The sequence below is a fragment of the Wolbachia endosymbiont (group B) of Ablattaria laevigata genome (assembly GCF_964277395.1).
Classification (GTDB): Bacteria; Pseudomonadota; Alphaproteobacteria; order Rickettsiales; family Anaplasmataceae; genus Wolbachia.
The window spans coordinates 994,420-1,013,672 of record NZ_OZ195519.1; the positions used below are offsets into that span (position 1 = coordinate 994,420).

General features: G+C 33.9%; 14 protein-coding genes. 5 read left to right on the top strand and 9 right to left on the bottom strand.

Annotated features, from left to right (window positions below; all coding sequences use genetic code 11):
* The first annotated feature begins 129 nt into the window (after window positions 1-129).
* Window positions 130-585 carry an Hsp20/alpha crystallin family protein gene (locus tag ACICP1_RS04645; protein ID WP_017532141.1) on the top strand — a complete coding sequence of 152 codons (456 nt, stop codon included), beginning with the start codon at window positions 130-132 and terminating at the stop codon, window positions 583-585.
* Between the two features lie 857 nt (window positions 586-1,442).
* On the opposite strand, the gene gltX is transcribed toward ACICP1_RS04645, so the two are convergent.
* A complete protein-coding gene (gltX, locus tag ACICP1_RS04650) occupies window positions 1,443-2,795 on the bottom strand; it encodes a glutamate--tRNA ligase (RefSeq protein WP_395461177.1) in 1,353 nt (450 codons plus the stop codon).
* A 151-nt stretch (window positions 2,796-2,946) separates the two neighbouring features.
* On the opposite strand from gltX, the gene ACICP1_RS04655 reads away from it, so the two are divergent.
* Together ACICP1_RS04655 and ACICP1_RS04660 are read left to right on the top strand one after the other, a co-directional pair.
* Window positions 2,947-3,624 carry an ankyrin repeat domain-containing protein gene (locus tag ACICP1_RS04655; RefSeq protein ID WP_395461178.1) on the top strand — a complete coding sequence of 226 codons (678 nt, stop codon included), beginning with the start codon at window positions 2,947-2,949 and terminating at the stop codon, window positions 3,622-3,624.
* Between the two features lie 61 nt (window positions 3,625-3,685).
* A complete protein-coding gene (locus ACICP1_RS04660) occupies window positions 3,686-5,776 on the top strand; it encodes an acetyl-CoA carboxylase biotin carboxylase subunit (RefSeq protein ID WP_395461179.1) in 2,091 nt (696 codons plus the stop codon).
* Here the strand turns inward: ACICP1_RS04660 and ACICP1_RS04665 are convergent.
* The 6 genes from ACICP1_RS04665 to ACICP1_RS04690 are packed head-to-tail and all read right to left on the bottom strand — an operon-like array spanning window position 5,759 to window position 10,310.
* Window positions 5,759-6,754, bottom strand: a complete 996-nt coding sequence (locus ACICP1_RS04665; protein ID WP_395461180.1) for a COX15/CtaA family protein — start codon at window positions 6,752-6,754, stop codon at window positions 5,759-5,761. The two genes, ACICP1_RS04660 and ACICP1_RS04665, sit on opposite strands and share 18 nt — an antisense overlap.
* Window positions 6,736-8,325: a glycosyltransferase family 2 protein gene (locus tag ACICP1_RS04670; protein ID WP_052264898.1), complete on the bottom strand. Its 1,590-nt coding sequence runs from the start codon at window positions 8,323-8,325 to the stop codon at window positions 6,736-6,738. Before ACICP1_RS04670 ends, ACICP1_RS04665 begins: the two co-directional genes overlap by 19 nt.
* 5 nt (window positions 8,326-8,330) lie before the next feature.
* Window positions 8,331-8,807: a F0F1-type ATP synthase subunit b gene (locus ACICP1_RS04675; protein WP_010402542.1), complete on the bottom strand. Its 477-nt coding sequence runs from the start codon at window positions 8,805-8,807 to the stop codon at window positions 8,331-8,333.
* A gap of 7 nt (window positions 8,808-8,814) precedes the next feature.
* Window positions 8,815-9,294, bottom strand: a complete 480-nt coding sequence (locus ACICP1_RS04680) for an ATP synthase F0 subunit B (RefSeq protein WP_007302046.1) — start codon at window positions 9,292-9,294, stop codon at window positions 8,815-8,817.
* Window positions 9,295-9,297: 3 nt separating this feature from the next.
* A complete protein-coding gene (locus tag ACICP1_RS04685) occupies window positions 9,298-9,525 on the bottom strand; it encodes a F0F1 ATP synthase subunit C (RefSeq protein ID WP_006014985.1) in 228 nt (75 codons plus the stop codon).
* Between the two features lie 59 nt (window positions 9,526-9,584).
* Complete coding sequence (locus ACICP1_RS04690) at window positions 9,585-10,310, bottom strand: F0F1 ATP synthase subunit A (RefSeq protein ID WP_007302047.1); 726 nt, start codon at window positions 10,308-10,310, stop codon at window positions 9,585-9,587.
* A gap of 216 nt (window positions 10,311-10,526) precedes the next feature.
* Here ACICP1_RS04690 and ACICP1_RS04695 point away from each other — a divergent pair, with 216 nt between their 5' ends.
* Both ACICP1_RS04695 and pheT read left to right on the top strand, forming a co-directional pair.
* Entirely contained in the window at window positions 10,527-10,796 is a 270-nt protein-coding gene (locus ACICP1_RS04695) for a hypothetical protein (protein WP_254229521.1), read from the top strand.
* Between the two features lie 110 nt (window positions 10,797-10,906).
* Window positions 10,907-13,246: a phenylalanine--tRNA ligase subunit beta gene (gene pheT / locus ACICP1_RS04700; RefSeq protein ID WP_395461181.1), complete on the top strand. Its 2,340-nt coding sequence runs from the start codon at window positions 10,907-10,909 to the stop codon at window positions 13,244-13,246.
* On the opposite strand, the gene ACICP1_RS04705 is transcribed toward pheT, so the two are convergent.
* Together ACICP1_RS04705 and ileS are read right to left on the bottom strand one after the other, a co-directional pair.
* A complete protein-coding gene (locus tag ACICP1_RS04705) occupies window positions 13,243-16,038 on the bottom strand; it encodes a hypothetical protein (protein WP_395461182.1) in 2,796 nt (931 codons plus the stop codon). The two genes, pheT and ACICP1_RS04705, sit on opposite strands and share 4 nt — an antisense overlap.
* 44 nt (window positions 16,039-16,082) lie before the next feature.
* Window positions 16,083-19,253: an isoleucine--tRNA ligase gene (ileS, locus tag ACICP1_RS04710; protein WP_395461183.1), complete on the bottom strand. Its 3,171-nt coding sequence runs from the start codon at window positions 19,251-19,253 to the stop codon at window positions 16,083-16,085.

Sequence of the window (19,253 nt, forward strand, 5' to 3'; positions counted from 1 at the left end):
GATTTTTTCTCATAATCAAGTTATAGTAAACGGGGAAAATTTTTCGCATCTAAAAAATTTTAGATTTAGGATTGAAATTAATAAGTGGAGTGATTATGTAATGCATGTATTAGTAAAAGGAGGTACAACATGAGTAATATAGTTCATTTAAATAAAAACAATAATCGTGATAATTTTAGTGTAAGAGGGTTACAAAGAGCCGTTGATGACATATTTGATAGCTTTTTTACAGGATGGAACCCAGAGCTTTCCAAAAGAGGCAGTAGTCTACTACCAGTTTGTGATTTTTATGAAACAAAGGAAAGCTATTGCCTATCATTAGAGTTACCAGGTATTCCTAAAGAAAGCATAGACATTAGTATATCTGGCGATAACTTAATAGTGAAGGGTGAAAAAACATGTAATAATGAATCAAAAGATAAGCAGTTTTACCATAAAGAAAGGTACTATGGTTCTTTCTATAGATCTATTCAACTTCCAACAAATGTAGAGCAAGATAAGGTATCTGCCAACTTTTTAGATGGGGTATTGCATGTAACCATACCTAAGTCAGAGAAACACATCAAGAAAATTGATGTAAAGTAACCAGTAAGTAATAGCAGGCTTCTGACCTTGAGGCTTGCTATTTTAATATCTGTTCAGCAAAGTGGCAAAATAAGGTAAACGAGAAAAGACAACTAAATGAATGTCATGAAAGTAGCTGATGCTGGCTCCCTTATGAAGGTGTCATCTTAGCACCCAGACACTGATTTTTTAATTGAAAATGTTGTCTTGTTTGTGATAAATTTTGCTCGATGCCAGTGTCGAGCACTGGCATGACATTATAGAAGCTGGAATTACAGTGTCAGCTACTTGAATGACAATATTTGCTGTGTAATTTACCTTAAAAAATGAATATTCCTACAGCTACGTATAAGCTACTTTCATGACATTCATTTAGTTGTCTTTTTTGCCACTTTACTGAACAGATATGTAAAATATTAACTTAGCAATACAAAAAATTATCTATAGATTAGACACACCATTAGATCTTATGCATAGTCATTTTTTAATTCCATAGCTGAGACGGAGCCTGCTCCCCTTATCATGAAACTGAAGTCTATATGGTACCACAGTATAATGATATAATAAAATATGAAAAAAATACCAATAAAAAAAGGCAAAAAAAGCCCGTATTAACTTTAACAATTTAAAATGATTTAATGTGAAAACCATAGGCGCCAATTGTTTTTTTAACTTAAAAATAAAAGTCAAGTATCAGGAATTCTAGACATAAACCCTCCTATATGAATAAAGAGCTAGCAAAAATAAACTTATATATTTTTTGCTGAAATTTGATTATTTGGTGAAAAAACCTGCAGGTGAAGATAGATTTTGGATCCTAAAAAATCTTCATTCTCCACTATAATGAAGCCACCAGAGTCTGTCAAGTAATTTTTTATTTAAACTGCTCGCAATCTTTTTATACACTCATCTTTACCAAGAATTACCATGATATCGATGATTCCAGGCGCATCCATTATTCCAGTTATTGGGGCGCGTAATGAGTGGTATATATCGCTCATTTTTATATTATGTAATTTTGAAAATTCCTTAATCTGAGAAGATAAAAAATTCTTATTCCAATCTTCACTACCTACACTCGAAAGAAATGATGCAAGTAACTTAATTACATTGAGGTTAGATTTGACAATTTGCTGAGCTTCTTCACTCAAATCAACTTGAATATAAAATTTTGCTAAATCCAATAATTCGGTCAGATAGTTTGCTCTTTTTTTCAGCTCTGTCAGTCCCTGCAGTAAATAGCCCTTTTTTTTGTCAGTTAGAGTATTTTCTCTAAGCATTAGAGTCAGAATATCTTCATTGCTCATATTACTAATATAGTGGTTATTCAAATGCTCCAGTTTTTTGAAATCGAGCCGTGCAGGTGAGCGACCGATGCTTTCTAAATTAAACCACTCTATTGCTTGCTCATCGCTAATAATCTCATCGTTGCCATGACTCCAGCCAAGTCTTAGTAAGTAATTACGCATTGCCTGTGGCAATATTCCCATCTTTTCATAATCGCAAACACTTGTTGCACCATGTCTTTTAGATAGCTTATTCCCATCTTCTCCATGAATAAGCGGTACGTGTGCAAAGCGTGGAACATCAAAATCAAGAGCTTGGTATATTAGTAATTGCTTGAAGGTATTAGTGAGATGATCAGAGCCACGTATAATATCGGTTATTCCAGCATCATGATCATCAACCACTACAGCAAAAATATATGTTGGAGTATTGTCAGAGCGCAAGATTACTATGTCATCAAGCTGATCGCTACTTATTGTAACTTGGCCGTATATTTTATCGTCAACAACAATATCTTCTGAGTCTGGCACTTTGAAACGGACAACAGGGTTTGCGCTTGATGTCGAATGAGTACACTTATGCTTATATATTTTTCCTTCTTCTCTTGCTCTTGCCTTCTTTTCTGCAACTTCATCTTCAGGGCAGTAACAGTGATACGCCCTACCCTTTTCAACTAAAAGATTTGCAACTTCAATATGTCTAGCTATTCTTCTCGATTGGTATATTATTTCTCCATCATAATTTATTCCAAGCCATTTTAACCCATCTATTATTGCATCAATTGCTTCCTGTGTTGAACGTTTTCTGTCGGTATCCTCAATCCTTAGTAAAAACTGGCCACCATGACGCTGCGCATAGAGCCAATTAAACAAAGCTGTGCGAGCTCCTCCAATATGTAAAAATCCTGTTGGTGATGGAGCGAATCTAGTGACTATACCTGGCATATTTGTCTATTGTGATAACGTAACCGATGATAACTAAAATTTGTACTTGCAACAACGTGGAACTATAGTAAATTTGAAAGATCAATTTACATTTATTTTTAACAAACTGCATTGTATAATTTAATATTAGTGAATGCAGTGAGGTGTATATATGGATAATTTATTTAAAATTGCAAAAGGAGTTGTAACAAAAGAGGATGAAAATAAATTTATTGAAGCTTGCAAGAAAAGAGTTGCTTGTGTAGCTAAGCATAGAATTGATGAAAATGGAAACCCATTTCATATAGCAGCAAGTAAAGGGTTTCTATTATCTGCGTTACAGAAGATCATAAAGGATTTAGAAGAAAGTACCAGGAGTGAGGTTGAAAAAGCAAAAGAAGCTAAAGATTGGGAAAAAGTAAAAAGATTAGAAAAGGAATTTAAGAATAACAAGAAATATATTAAGGAAGCACTCCTCGATAAAAGCTATATTAAGGATGACGGGAAGAAGGCAGTATCACCCCTTTATTTCTTGGACCCTGCAGAGCGGAAAGAAGTTAAGCAAATTGCAGATATAAAATGTGGCTTTATATGTAATAAGAAGTTTCATCTATGCTTATATATAGCAGGGGCTATAGTGTGTGCTATCGCTATGTGTGTATCTTTGTATCTTCTATTTTCGGTTTCTCAGTCTCTTGCGTTGGCTTCAATAGCGACAATAGCTTCTGGAGGATCTTCATATCTGTTATTTAAGGCATGTAACGAGGTATATGGCCTCTATAACGAAAGTACTATAGTGACAGATCCTAATGTTATGCAACTTTTAGAGGGTGGTTTAGCCCCAACATGAAGTACTTGCAAGGAATAATATAGAAATTTACTTTCTTAACTTAAGAAAGTATACTGATAAGATGATAAGAAAGAAGTATAGTAAAATTTTAATAGCAAATAGAGGAGAGATTGCTTGCAGGATAATCAAAACTGCGCGCAAGATGGGTATATCTTGTGTATGCGTATATTCAGATGCAGATGTAAATTCTGTGCATGTAAGGCAAGCAGATGAGTCGAAGTACATTGGTCCTTCACCTTCTTGCCTGAGTTATTTAAATATTGAAAAAATATGCGAGGTGGCAGTTGAAACAGGTGCTGAAGCGGTTCATCCTGGCTATGGGTTTTTAGCAGAAAATCCAGATTTTCCCCGTGCTCTGGAAAAACATAACATAGATTTCATTGGTCCAAGTGCAGAAACAATAGAAGTTACAGCCAATAAAATAACAGCAAAAGAAGAGGCAAGAAAGGCTGGAGTAAATGTAGTGCCAGGATATATGGGTAAGATCGAAGATACTGCCCACGCAGCCATCGTTGCTGAAGAGATTGGTTTTCCCGTTATGCTCAAAGCTGCATCAGGTGGTGGTGGCAAAGGAATGCGAATTGTATATTCCAAAAAAGAAATTGAACTAGCATTTACATCAGCAACAAATGAAGCAGAGAAAAGTTTTAAAGATGGCAGTATTTTTATAGAGAAATATATAGAGCTGCCAAGACACATTGAAATACAAATCATAGCAGATAAATATGGCAATATAGTGTGTCTTGGAGAGAGGGAATGCTCGATACAAAGGAATAACCAGAAAATAATGGAAGAAACTCCAAGTCCATTTATTAGTGAAGAAGTAAGACAAAAAATGTATGCCCAATGTGTTTCTTTGGCAAAGCAAGTTGGTTATTTTTCAGCAGGTACTGTCGAGTTTGTTGTAGATAAAGACCAAAACTTCTATTTTCTTGAGGTAAATACGAGATTACAAGTTGAGCATCCAGTAACAGAATTTATAACTGGAATAGACATAGTAGAAGAAATGATTAGAACTTCCTGTGGAGAAAAATTGAGATTCAATCAGGATGATATTAAACTTACTGGTTCTGCAATAGAAAGCAGAATTTGCGCTGAAGACCCATCGAAGAAATTTTTCCCTTTCAGCGGAAGAATAAAATATTACGACAAACCGGATGATGTAAGAATAGATGATGGAGTAGCTAGCGGTTCAGAAATCAGCATGTTCTACGACTCAATGATTGCAAAAATTATAACCTATGGAAAAGATAGAATAGAAGCAATCAGCAGAATGCAAAAAGCATTGTCTGAATGTTATATAGAAGGAGTAACAAATAATATAGAATTTCTAGAATCCATCTTCCATAATCCAAATTTTATTGCAGCAAAGCTCCACACGAGATTCATTCCAGACCATTATCCCAGTGGGTTTCAAGGCGATTTTATCACAGAGGAATATATTAAAATATTTATTTTTGCTGCACTGTATGTTCATTTAGAAAATGAAGAAAGGTACTATCACGAAGCAGTAAATGAAACAACTCAGGTGTCATTTCAGTGCGTGACACTGGAATCTAGTAAAAAAGAAGGGGCACCAGTGTCAGCTACTCGGATGATACCTTATGGCATTGAAACAACAGATGACCATGCAAGAGATTTATTCATAGTGAAAATAAATGACAATGAGTACTCCATAAATGCAAAATACCAAGATAATATATTAACAACAGTATATAACCACAATAAATACTCCGTGGTAGGTAGGTGGAAATCAAGTTATAGATTGCTACATATCATAATTAATGGCGATACCAACATAGCACTTAAAATAGAAAGGCAAGGCAGCAAATACTTTATAAGACACGCAGGTATGAAAGCTAAATGTTGTGTATTGAAACCTCATGTAGCTGAACTAAGCAAATTAATGCTAAACAACAAAACAGAAGGGATTTCAGTAGACGCTGTAAAATCTCCAATATCCGGTTTATTGGTTAAATTACACGTCAATGCTGGAGATCAGGTAGAGGTAGGACAACCTCTATTTGTTGTAGAGGCAATGAAAATGGAAAATATAATATGTGCTGAATCAGAAATGGTGATAAAAAATATCCCTGTTAAAGAAGGAAAAAATATACATGCTGGTGATTTGGTATTAGATCTGGTTTCTTAAATAACATAAGCAGTATAAACTTGACCCGAATAAGATAAACGAAAACATTTGATGGGCTATGGCAATGGCCATTGGTATATGCAGCAACAAAGTTACTACTCCTAAAATTACCTGAATAATGACGGAGAGTAGCATAATATATACTGGTTTTACACTGGCATTTTTTATTGTGAGTATTGCTGTCAGAACTAATATCAGCAATGCCAATGCCCGGTGTATGAATTGCACTGTTACTCTATTTTCAAAGATATTTAGCCAAGCAGGCTGTAAGTAAAATAAATCTTCCGGAACAATTTGTCCATCCATTAGTGGAAAGGTATTGTAAATTAAACCAGCATTTAGCCCTGCAACAAATGCACCGAAGATTATTTGTATTGTAACTAGGATTAAAATTATCCATATGTAACATGTAATGTTGCTATTAATTTTAATTATTTGCTTTGGTTTGATTTGGTAATCAAAAAATTGATATGACAATAATGCAAAGATAACCAATGCAAGCAGTAAGTGAAGTGCGAGCTTATAGTGACTAACATGAGGATTGACTACCAAACCGCTTTTTACCATATACCAACCAGCAAAAGCTTGTAAAATTCCAAATAATAGTGCTGTAGATAACCTTATTACTGCATTTTTAGGTATTCTTTTTTTTAGTGTAAAGTATATAAATGGTAAGATAAAAACTAAACCTGTCAGCCTTGCAATTAACCTGTGCACATATTCTATTAAGTATATGGTGCGAAACTCTTCCATACTCATACCATAATTAAATGCTTTATATTCAGGTGTAGCTTCATATTTTGATTTTTCTTTTAGCCAGTCTTGTTCACTCAGCGGTGGCAATGTTCCGGTAATTGGTTTCCATTCCGTGATTGACAATCCTGCTTTTGAAAGTCTGGTAAATCCACCAATTCCCACCATGCAAATCACCATGAGAGAGCAGAGAAAAAGCCAAATAGCTACAGGTTTTGCTTCCATAATCCATGCTGAGTTTTATTCCATTGCTGAGGGTGAATAACAAATTCCCACAAAGCGAGAAAAGCTGCAACGCTATGTAGTAGACTATAGACGGGAAAAAATATTGATACTATATAAAAATAAAAAGGCATTTTTTGTTGTCTGATAGCTATTATCAAAAAAATCAAGTTAATACCGTATACTATTATAAAATAATATAAGAATAATTCATTCAAAATTTGAGTCAGCACCAATGAAAGTAACAAAAAAGGAGTCGTGAAAAATATAAAAGCTGAGGAACCAACAAAAAGGTTTAATAGCAAAACTCCCTTAAGCCCAGTGTGCTTAAAAAGTAATTTTATATTTTTTAAATGAACGATATAAGTTTGCATATAACCTTTAATCCAGCGTGCTCTTTGTTTGATCCAAGCAAACACAGTAGTTGGTGATTCTTCCAATGTTTCTGAATCAATAATCCTGGTTTTATATCCCATTTGCGCAAGTCTCAAACCAAGGTCAGCGTCTTCAGTGACATTGTAAGCATCCCAAAAAAGCACTTTCTTTAAAATTTCCACTGAAAAATGGTTACTGCTACCACCCAAAGGTATTGGCATGTTCATTTTTTGAAATCCAGGCAAAAAATATTGAAACCAGTTCATATACTCGAGAGAAAAGAATTTTGTAAGAAAATTGCAACCAAAGTTATAGTAATTTAATTTCGCCTGTACACAAGCCAACTTTTCGTCGCCCTTATTAAATTCAATTAGTGCTTTTTTTAACTGCAACGGATCTGGCTTGTCATCTGCATCATATATTACCACATACTTTCCTCTAGCAAAGCTCATAGCATAATTGCATGACTTAGCTTTTGTTCTAGGCAGAGAATGAGGCACTTTTATTACTTCAAAATACTGTGGTAAAGTGCATTTTTCTATAGCTGCCAACATTTCTTGATCATCGCTCTCTATCACAAGCTTTACATCTAATTTTGATTTTGGATAATCCAAACTTTCAATGCTCTTAATCAATTGCTTTATAACCGCATTCTCTTTAAAAGCAGGCAATAAAATAGTATATATAGGTTCATTCATCTTATCATAATCTGCTTTTTGGTTAGAAATTTTACGCAAGCCAAAAATTTTAGTTACAAATTTGAATAAAGAACTAGAACATCCGATTATAAATATCAACACCAAAGCAAAATATGCATATTTTTTTGTCAGTGTTAAAGTCGAAATCATAACAAAGAAAGAGGAAAAAAAGATTGAACTGAGCCTAATGCTTTTAGCTGAAAAATTAGGATTCTTATAATATAAGTAGTTACTTGCGAATTCTGAAATACCAAAGTGTGAGTTAAGAAGATTTAAAATCTGTTTGCTATCTACTTTTATCAATACATATTCAATACCGTAATGAGATTCGACCCAAAGGTTGATATCTTGGCTTATGTCTTCAACCATAAAAAAAGTAGTATCATTTAATTTTTGCCAAGGAATTATATTAAACCTATAGTAGAAAAGTTTCTCTTGTTCTTTGCATAAACTAGAATCAAATTTAATTTTTTCTACATTATCAGTTTGAAGTACAGGCATTAAACTTAATGCAACTTTTTGCTCAAGTCACGTGAAAACGAAGATATAACCTCACTACTACGCTTATCATCTTTACGTTCATGCATTATTTTTTTTACAGCATCAGCAGCTATACTCGCTGTGTTAGCTTGTAAATCCCCAAGAGCTTTTTCAACTTGGTCAGTAACTTTCTTCAAATTAGAATGGGAATTTTCATCTAACGTTTGATCGAGTTGCTGTCTATTATGCTTAATAATACTATTAGCCTTATCAAGTGCTTCATTCATCATTTTGTTAACTTCTGCATCTAATTTTTTGTATTTTTCAGAAGATTTTTTGTAATACTCCAACATATCTTTTCTGAATTTTTCAGTTTCTTCACTTGAAAACTTGCTTTTGTTACGTTTATTGTTAAGCGCGTTTTTTATTACCTTCCTTAGCAATTTATATGAGAGGATAAAACCTACTAAAAAAGCAAGGCTTATAACTAGTAATGTAGACATAAAAACCCTAAAATTCTTTGGATACCAAATCAGCAACAAATTCCTCTTCAATCTCAGAATTAGTTAACTTAGTATAGTAAATCAAAGCAATACTAGTAGCCATTTGTTTTAATTCACTAATATACTTAGATTTAAATTGTACTACCTTTTCTTCAACAAGTTTAATCATCTTCTTGTCTTCCTCTTCCAATATATCCTTAACATTCGCTCTCATTTCTTCTACTTGAGCAAATGCATCATCTATGATTTTTTTTGCCCGTACTCTAGCTTGATTTAAAGCTGCATTATACTTGGCAATTTGCTCTTCTGTAAGTCTTAAAAGGTGAATAGAACTATTAAATGAATCTAACACTTCTTTACTTCTAGTGCTTATTATTTCATCTAACTTCGGTAAAAACAAACAACTCACTACAAAAAAAAGTGAAGAGAAAAAAATTAAAAACCAAAAAATTTGAGAAGAGAAAGTTGAAACATCAAGCTGTGGCATCTGTTAAGCAGCAAATATTAATAACATTGCAAGTACAAACGCAAGCAACCCCATGATTTCAACCATGGCAGCACCAATATAAACGTAACTTTTCATTTTACCTTCTGACTCAGGATTTCTCGCAATCCCATTTAACATAGCAGAGAAGATATTAGCTATACCTAAACCAGCACCGAGCATTCCAAATACAGCCAAACCAATTGCTATAAATTTTAAAGCCACTAAATCCATATATTACCTTTAACTATTTCTTTATAATATAATTGTAAAATATTCTGCAAGGAAGTCAATTACTTTACTGCATCTGACAAATATACACATGTTAATATAGTAAATATATAAGCTTGCAAAACTGCAACAAATACTTCAAATCCTATTAGTGCAATTATAAACAAAAAAGGTGCAGGTGTAAAAAATATGTTCATATTTATGACGAATCCTGCTATCACTTTGATGATTGTATGACCCGCAATCATATTTGCTGCAAGCCTTATTGATAAACTAATCGGTCTTACTAAATAAGCAAATAATTTAATAATGATGATTATAGGTGCAAGCCACGAAGGAGTTCCTTTTGGTAGCAATATGCGTAAAAATTCTACTCCTCTTTCTTTAAACCCAACAATCGTTATATAAGTAAAAACCACCATTGATAAAGCGAAGGTAACTATCACATGACTTGTAACTGTGAAACTATAAGGAAGAACACCAACTAAATTACACGATAAAATGAAAATAAATACTGTAAATATCAAAGGAATGTGCTCCAAACCTTTGCTTCCAGTGTTACTTTCTATTATTGAAACAACAAAATCATATACATATTCAACTGCAGCTTGCAAATATCCTGGTATTACTGCACCTTTTCTTATTCCAAGGAGCAAAAACAGTACCATTAATATCACCGAGATCATCATAAAAAGAGATGAGTTGGTAAAGTTTATGTCATACCCAAATAATTTTGGTAGTTCTATTATTGTATATACTTTAAATTGTTCTAGCGGATTTAACGCCATTTTGACCCTGTATACTTAAACTGCAGCAGTAAATAAAGTATAAATTTTATAGAATAAAGTCAAGAATTAATATAAGGAGCTCTGTATTATTATAGCATTAACATATTAACAAAATATACAATTAAAATGCAAATTATAGTCAGCTACCAATCTTATTCTAAATTCTTGACTTAACATCTTATTTTAACTATAATTTAATTTTAGTATGAGGCAATTATGAACGAAATAGATTTTACTAATCCACCTTTAAATTTAGAACAGGAATGTGGTAACGGGTACATCAAGTTTACAGATTATTCTTCTAACTCAGACACTGGTCTTTTCCACATGGCAGGTGAAATGCTAAATGAAAGCCATGATGTTATAGGAAATTTCACTGGTGATGCTTACATTTATAATTTCCATATAGATGATCACAATATGAACATTCAACTCTGCATGAAAATGGACTGCAAAGGTGATATAAAGAAAATTCTTTCTTTGTAGAAAGAGTAGGCTTCTCTGTTGTTTCTTGCAATATAGAAGCCACTTATTACAACAAACTTTAAAAACATCACATTTTACATTACTATGAATTTTTGTTTCTTGTTAGATAGATGAAATTCACATTATCTTGGTTATTAGAGTACTTAGAAACCAATGCTAGTTTAGAGGAAATTACTGATAAATTAACTTACATAGGGTTGGAAGTAGAGAATGTGATCGACAATTCCAGATTGGCCGGGTTTGTTGTTGCAGAAGTATTAGAAGTCGCACCTCATCCAAATGCTGATAAATTAAAATTATGTAGAGTAAATGATGGAAGTAAAGTTCTGCAGATAGTCTGCGGAGCAAAAAATGTTAAAGAAGGCATGAAGACTGTACTTGCATCTCTTGGTAGCACATTGCCAGAAAGCAACTTTACAATTAAGCCTACAAAAATAAGAGGAGTGCTAAGTGAAGGGATGCTCTGCTCTGCCTCTGAGCTTTCGCTGACTCAAGATGAAAGTGAAGGAATAATCGAGCTTTCTGATGATTATAAAACAGGAGATAAATTTTTCAATTGCGATCCTGTAATTGACATAAACATCACTCCAAACCGTGGAGATTGCTTAGGTGTTTATGGAATAGCACGTGATCTAGCAGCAACTGGAATTGGAACGTTAAAGACTTTAATCATTCCACAACTTACCGCTTCTATGAACTCACTAATAAACGTCAAAGTCATCGATGGGGAGAGTTTTATTAGTGGAGTATATATCACTAATGTAAAAAATAAAGAGAGTCCAAAATGGCTAAAAGATAGTCTGGAATCGATAGGAATGCGCTCCATTTCTGCAATAGTTGATATTACTAATTACATCATGATATCCTTTAATCGCCCAATGCATACATATAATGCAAAAAAAATAGAAGGAGAGCTCACAGTACGTAAAGCAAACGATGGAGAAAAATTTATTGGTTTAAATGATAAAGAATACTCATTGAACAAAGACATAAGCGTTATTTCTGATGATAAAAACGTTCAGGCAATTGCTGGAATTATGGGCAGTAAGTACAGTGAATGCACTCTTGAAACTACTGATATCTTTTTAGAGTCTGCTTGGTTTGACCCCATCTCCATCACTAAATCTTCAAGGCAGCTAGGCATCTCCACAGACTCAAGTTACAGATTTGCACGTTCAATTGACCCTGAATTTACCCTTGATGGACTCAATCTTGCAGCCAAAATGATTTTGGATTTATGTGGCGGAGAAGTGTCAAGCATAGTGTCTGCTGGCAATTTGAATAAGGCTTATACCAAGATAAATTTTGATTATCAGAATGCAAACAAACTTGGAAGTGTATCTGCATCACCTAATGAGGTATTCGATATTTTAACAAAGCTAGGGTTTAGTATCGATAAAAAAACCGAAGGTAATTGGAATATACAAGTACCAAGCTGGAGACCAGACATAACCATACCTGCTGACCTAGTTGAAGAGGTAGTAAGAATATACGGCTATGATAAAATAAAGGAAGAGCAACTAGCAGAAGACGTTACAGTAGAAGAAGAGACACAAGATGATTTGCGCATTTTAATGACAAGCAGAGGGTTTCATGAAGTGATAACTTGGTCTTTTATGAGTGAATCAACAGCTGAAAAGTTTGGTTACTTGAATAAGTTATTCATTATCGATAATCCATTTAATAATAACTTCAATATAATGAGGCCAAGTGTCATACCAAATTTGTTGCAAGTCACTGCAGATAATATTGCTCACGGGATATCTGATCTCGCAATTTTTGAAATTGGACCAATTTATAATGGTGAGGCTCAGTCTAAGTACGTTTTAAGTGGAATTAGATCAGGAAATAATTCGCCGAAAAACCACTATAACACTGATAGAAAAATAGATATTTTTGACGCAAAGGCTGACCTCATAACAGCTTTGGAACTTTTTAATGTCAATTGTGATAATTTAGCAATAGAGAGAGCAGAAAAAGAATATTATCACCCAGGAAAATCAGGCTCCTTATCTTTTAGAAGTAAAATAGTTGGTTATTTTGGAGAATTGCATCCGAGTATATTGGATTTTTTTAACATTAAACAAAAAATTGTAGGCTTTGAGTTGATATTAGAAAATATCGAAAATTTACCTATAAGTAGAAAAAAATTTATCGATTATAAATATCAAAGTGTAAAACGCGACTTTGCATTTATTGTAAATAAAGATGTAGCAGCAGGCAGTATAATCAATATGGTGAAAAAAAGCTCAGAGCTCATCACAGAAGTTTTGATATTTGATGTATATCATGGAAACAATATAGAATCGAATAAGATGTCTATAGCATTTTCAGTTACTTTCTGCTCTCCAACTCACACTTTAACTGAAGAGGAAATCCAAAAAGAATCAAATATGATAGTAAACTTAGTGTGTAAAAATACTGAAGGAACTTTGAGAGCTCATTATTAAGCCGTAATCGCCGTTTCCTGATTTTGCTGTGTCACGTTTACTTCATCCAATTTATTCCCTATCTTGAATTCAATATCCTTGAAAAACCTATCCCACATTCCATGCAAATGCTCTTCTACTTTAGGCCATACATCATTTTTAAATGTCGTTCCATCATCAGAAAATAAATTACCCAAAAAAACTCCTACTTCCTCATAACTTGATTGAAAATGTTGAAGAAATGTCTCTACTTCCTTATGAGTATCATGTGCCACACTCAATGCTTTCCCTTCTGTGCTCTTATCCCCACGCATTGCAACGGCAAGACCTGTTTGAATATATCCCAAGCCTGTCCTAATAGCTTTTATAGGCTGCAGCCATGAACTCTTATCACTTTTTGGTACATTATTTACTATATTTTCCACCAACCTATTTATTAAAGGAGACAATAAATCTTGACAAAAATGTTTGATATTGTCTTTTGTCTTAATCACAGGACTTTTTATGCACTTTTCTGCAAAGTAGTACTCAAGTTCTGCTCTCTCTAGTAACTTCTTAATTGCTTCTTCATCAAAAATTTCATGCTCGAATGCTTTAAGTAAATCATCTTCTATTATTGCAAACTTTATTTTTTCGCGAGATTCCAGTTCTTCTCTATAATCATTTTTTGTTTCTTCATTTATCAATAATCCTTTTTCTTCTAATTCTAACTGTTTTAATGCTTTTAGGATTTCTTGGTTATTTTGCAAATGCTTCTCTATTAATTTTGTACTTGGATGCTTCTCTCCCCTTCTATTTTGCTCATCTTCTAAATATTTGTTTAAATCCTCACTTTCTTCTATTACTTCTCTTAACGATATAGGTTGATCTAAGCATTCTGCAATTTTCACTCGGTGCACATTAATCCTCTGTACTAAATCCGGCTCCTTTTCCTCTAACAGCTTACATGAATTCTCTATACCCTTTGCTTGACTTTTAAACAAATCTTGCGTTTTACGTTTCGTTATTTCTAAATACATCTTTGCTATAAAATCATTCACTTCATCTAAAGCTTCTTTTAAACTTTTCTTGCTAGAATGATGTTTTATCTTCTTTTCTAAACTTTGAAACTGATCTATTAAGCTAAGCATGCCTAATCGACCTAACTCACCCTTTGCTTTTTTCATTACTGATTTTATTAGCTTTTGCTCAACTTCTTGATCATTATACTCGAACTTAAAAAGATCCTCTAATTTCCTTTTTACATCATCATTTATTGAGTTATTTCCCTCTTTATCATCAGACATTTTTTCTAATTCTTGACGTACACTGTGATACCTTTCATGCCCTGCCTTTCTTAAATTCTCAATCTCTTTTTTAGCACTATTTAGAGCTGTTCCTGTTTCTTCACGATACTTCTCTTTATAAACATCAATGATTGTCCTCTTAGCTATTTTCCCTTCTTCTTTAAGCCGTTCCCATTCTGCTTTAAATACAGGAAATTCACTATCTTCTAAGATATCTGGTACTTTTGCTCCTGCTTCTCTCAGATCTTTTATTATCATCTCTTTCTCATTTGGTAATTCCTTACCTTGACTTTCTAATTTCTGTTTCACTAAAGTATTTTTTAGCTCATCCTCCAGTGAAAAATCTTCTCCCCGTCTATTTTGCTGAAACTTAATTGCTTGTATAAAAGCAACTTGATAAGCATTTTCTATTAAGTGAGTTGTCAACTTAGAATCTATGCTACTCACCACTTTCAGCCTGAATTCGTTCAACAATTCCTTCAGTTGATCATATGTAATCTCTTTCTTTTCTAGCTTCATCAGCTCTTCCATAGTTTTTGCAAATTCTTGAATTGAAGTTGCAAGCACATTCTTAATTTCATTATGCAAGGGCTTAAGACCATTTTTTAAATTGATGTTAATTGGCAATTTCAGTACGATATTATGCTCCGAATCCGGCTCTGCACTAAACCACTGATTATTTTCATTCTCACATAAGTCTCTAAGTAATTGTTTAAATTGTGGTGGAAATTTTATTTCCATATCATATTTAATTCTTGAATCATAAACTACTGTTTCATAAAAAGACACCTCTATATTTTGGTGCTTATTAGAATAATGCCCCATACTTATTTTAAGAGCAGCCACTAAAGAATGAGATAAATCTCTATTTAAAAGATAAAAAGTAGCTAAAGCAATTGTTGCAGGAACAACCAAAGCTACAAGTACAGTCACATTAACAAAAATTGCCATTGCAGCAAGAGCGCCATATGCCAATCTTTTTGGCACACCTGTTTCACTCTTTTTTGTCTTATCTTCCACTACACCTTCTTGTGTCTTGCTATTTGCTTTAAATCTACTGTATATGACTAACCCCAGCGCAGTAAAAGCAATATAAGGGAGCATTAAAACTGACAGAGCTAAATTTAATATTTTCTTCTCTGGGCAAGCTCTGTTTATCTCTTTCAATATTTCGCTTGACATATTATACCAGGAGGTAAAAAAGTCAGAATTATAATCTTTATAATGAAATATACTGAGTGGAATATCAAAAGTAGCAGCCTTGCTATCAAAGAATTCTTCCACTTCCTCTAAATCGTAAGTAGATTCTTGTTGTTCCATAGCATCAAAAAACTCTTCCTTCTCCTCTGAAGTAGCAAGACCTAAATCATTCCCTTCTTCTACATTAGAAACATCTTCCATAGCATCAAAAAACTCTTCTTCCTCTTCCAAAGCAACATTGGAAATAGATTCTACTTTACCTGAACCATCACTGTTGTTATTTAAATCAATAACTTCTCTATGACCATCTGCAACAACTTGATTCATATCACCACCCTACTTAAAGCAATTTAAGTATAGCATAAACATTACTAACTTTGCAACTTTATTAACTTAATACCAACTGTCAAACCTTGGTATTCCTTAGAATAGAAATCGGCCTCGATCTCTTTATTAGTGTCCAAAGATAAGGCAAGGGTCTGATCTTTTATATATTCAACCCATGTATTTATTGCTTCCTTAATTTTCTCATCTTCTGCTTTGATTATTACTCTGATTCTATCTGATATATAAAAATCAGCCTGTTTTCTAGTTTCTTGAATAAGCCTCACAATATCTCTTGCCAGCCCTTCTAGAATTAGTTCATTATTTAATTCAGTATTTAGAATAACAACTCCTTTGTTATTATCAAACACAGCAGAATATTCACTGTTTGCTTTTAATAATAGTTCATATTCACCTTTTTCCATAGTATAGCTCTCTGTTTCATCTCCCAAAAATATCTGTTCGTTTTCAACTTGCTTCCACTTTCCTTCCTTAACGTATTGAACTAGTTTCTTGATTTTGTCTGGAACTTTTCTTCCAAGCACAGGAAAATTTAATTTTAACTCTAGTGATGCAACCTCTTTCAATTCACTTACTATTTCTAGTTCTTTTACATTCACCTCATCTCTTACCATCTCTTGATATTCATCTTCAAGAAAATTGCAGGAAGACTTATGATAAATAGTCATGCTACCAAGTGGCTGCCTTATACGTATGTTAAACATGTTTCTAATAGAGAGTGCAGCATTACATATTTCCCTTACCAAATCCATCTTGGCAATGAGTTCACTGTCATATCTATCTGATTGTGGAAAATCAGCCAAATGAACAGATGTTTCTTTGTACTGAAGCCCTTGCCATATAGTCTCTGTTATGAGTGGCAACAAAGGAGCTGCAGCTCGAAGCATGTAATAAAAAACTGTGTACAGAACATTATAAGCGTCGGTTTTATCTTGATCTAAGTCACTTTTCCAAAAACGCTCGCGACTGCGACGAATATACCAATTATTTAGCACTTCAAAAAAATCTGTCAAGATTTTGCAAGCTTCCTGAGAGTTATAGTTGTTCATAGAAGCTCGCATACCTTCCACAGCTTCAAAACATTTTGAAATCATGTAGCAATCAATAGTATTCTGATAATCCCTACAAATCTCAGCTTTAATTCCATCTGCATTTGCATACATAGTAAAAAAGTGATAACTGTTCCAAATAGGTTTTATTACGTTTTTCAGAACATCACGCACTAAATTTCCTTCTTTGTCGAGTAGTAAATTACCACCGCAGACAATGGAACCAGACAGCATAAGAAAACGCAGCGCATCAGAACCATATTTGTCAAACACTTCCATTGGGTCCGCATAATTATTCAGACGTTTGGATAATTTCTGCCCTTTCACATCAAGAACCACACCGTGGCATATGCAGTTCTTAAATGGCTCACTGTCAAATAAAGCAGTGGAAAGCACAAAAAGCGTATAGAACCATCCTCTTGTTTGTGCTATATATTCAGTGATAAAATCCGCAGGGAAATTTTTCTCGAACCATTCTTTATTTTCAAACGGATAGTGAACTTGCGCGAACGGCATCGAGCCAGACTCAAACCAACAATCAAACACATCAGGCACACGACGCATAACTGATTTTCCTGTTGGATCATCAGGATTTGGTCTCGTCAAAGTATCGATAAACGGTCTGTGCAAGTCATCTATCTTAACATTAAAGTCTCGCTCTAGTTCTGCTATTGAGCCATACACATCCACTCTTGGATATTTTGCATCGTCTGATTTCCACACAGGAATTGGAGTACCCCAGAATCGATTGCGTGAAATAGACCAGTCGTGCGCTCCTTCAAGCCATTTTCCAAATTGACCATCTCTTATATGATTTGGCATCCAATTAACTCTCTTATTTAGCTCTGTCATTCTTCCCTTAAACTTTGTCACAGCAACATACCAAGAAGGCATAGTGCGGTAGATTAAAGGAGTGTCAGTTCTCCAGCAGTGTGGATAATTGTGAATATATTGCTCAGTTTTAAACCAGCTCCCCTGCCTTTTTAATTTCTTGATTACTGTATCATTGGCATCAAAAACATGAACTCCTGTTAAATCTGAAACTTCTGCAGTAAATTTCCCACCGTTATCAATTGGACAAACAGCTCGAATATCATGGCTTTGGCAAAGGTAAAAATCTTCTTCACCAAATCCAGGAGCAGTGTGCACAACACCAGTACCATCTTCTCCTGTAACATAATCAGCAATGAAAACACGGAACGCATTTTTTGTATCTTTAAAGTAATCAAACAGTGGTTTATAGGAAAGACCTGCAAGATCACTCGCTTTAAGTTTTGTATTACAGTTTTCATATTGAATATTGCTTTGTTCACAGTGGCTGACAAATTTCTCTAAATAACTTTCAGCAAAGATGCAGACTTCACCATTTACTAACACCATACAATACTCAATATCCTCCCCTACTGCCAGTGCAAGATTGCTCGGCAACGTCCAAGGCGTTGTAGTCCAAGCAAGTAATCTACATTTTTGTTTAAATTGCTTTGGATTTTCTAAAAGTTCAAAAGCAACAGTTACAGCTTTGCTAATTTTTTCTCTATATGCATTATCAAGCCTTGTTTCAAAATTAGAGAGTGGAGTTTCACACGCCCAGCTATAGGGAACAACGCGTATTGATTCATACACCAGACCTTTATCATAAAGCTGCTTAAATGCCCACATGACCGACTCCATGAATGACTTATCCATAGTCTTATAGTCATTGTGAAAATCTACCCATCTTGCTTGTCTATTTACATACTTCTCCCATTCTGATGAAAATTTCATCACAGAAGTACGGCAATGATTATTGAATTTTTCAATGCCAAATTTCTCTATCTCAGTTCTACCAGATATTCTAAGTTCCTTTTCCGCGCCCATCTCAGCCGGTAGCCCATGGCAATCCCAACCAAATCTGCGTTCAACCCTTTTTTGCAGCATAGTTTGATATCTTGCAAATGCATCTTTTATAAAACCAGTAAGCAAGTGTCCGTAATGCGGAAGTCCATTTGCAAACGGAGGCCCATCATAAAATACAAAACAATGATCCTTGGAACGTTTCTCGACTGACTGCTCAAAAATTTTATTTTCCTGCCAAAATTTTATGATTTCCTTTTCTAGCAATGAAAAATCAGGACTGCTGCTTGTATCAGGATAATACTTCATATTCAT

Coding starts and splice junctions, on each gene's coding strand:
- ACICP1_RS04675 (WP_010402542.1), bottom strand. CDS start 8,807: ATGTCTACATTACTAGTTATAAGCCTTGCTTTTTTAGTAGGTTTTATC.
- ileS (WP_395461183.1), bottom strand. CDS start 19,253: ATGAATATGAAGTATTATCCTGATACAAGCAGCAGTCCTGATTTTTCA.
- ACICP1_RS04645 (WP_017532141.1), top strand. CDS start 130: ATGAGTAATATAGTTCATTTAAATAAAAACAATAATCGTGATAATTTT.
- ACICP1_RS04705 (WP_395461182.1), bottom strand. CDS start 16,038: ATGAATCAAGTTGTTGCAGATGGTCATAGAGAAGTTATTGATTTAAAT.
- ACICP1_RS04685 (WP_006014985.1), bottom strand. CDS start 9,525: ATGGATTTAGTGGCTTTAAAATTTATAGCAATTGGTTTGGCTGTATTT.
- ACICP1_RS04655 (WP_395461178.1), top strand. CDS start 2,947: ATGGATAATTTATTTAAAATTGCAAAAGGAGTTGTAACAAAAGAGGAT.
- ACICP1_RS04660 (WP_395461179.1), top strand. CDS start 3,686: ATGATAAGAAAGAAGTATAGTAAAATTTTAATAGCAAATAGAGGAGAG.
- ACICP1_RS04680 (WP_007302046.1), bottom strand. CDS start 9,294: ATGCCACAGCTTGATGTTTCAACTTTCTCTTCTCAAATTTTTTGGTTT.
- gltX (WP_395461177.1), bottom strand. CDS start 2,795: ATGCCAGGTATAGTCACTAGATTCGCTCCATCACCAACAGGATTTTTA.
- ACICP1_RS04695 (WP_254229521.1), top strand. CDS start 10,527: ATGAACGAAATAGATTTTACTAATCCACCTTTAAATTTAGAACAGGAA.
- ACICP1_RS04690 (WP_007302047.1), bottom strand. CDS start 10,310: ATGGCGTTAAATCCGCTAGAACAATTTAAAGTATATACAATAATAGAA.
- ACICP1_RS04665 (WP_395461180.1), bottom strand. CDS start 6,754: ATGGAAGCAAAACCTGTAGCTATTTGGCTTTTTCTCTGCTCTCTCATG.
- ACICP1_RS04670 (WP_052264898.1), bottom strand. CDS start 8,325: ATGCCTGTACTTCAAACTGATAATGTAGAAAAAATTAAATTTGATTCT.
- pheT (WP_395461181.1), top strand. CDS start 10,907: ATGAAATTCACATTATCTTGGTTATTAGAGTACTTAGAAACCAATGCT.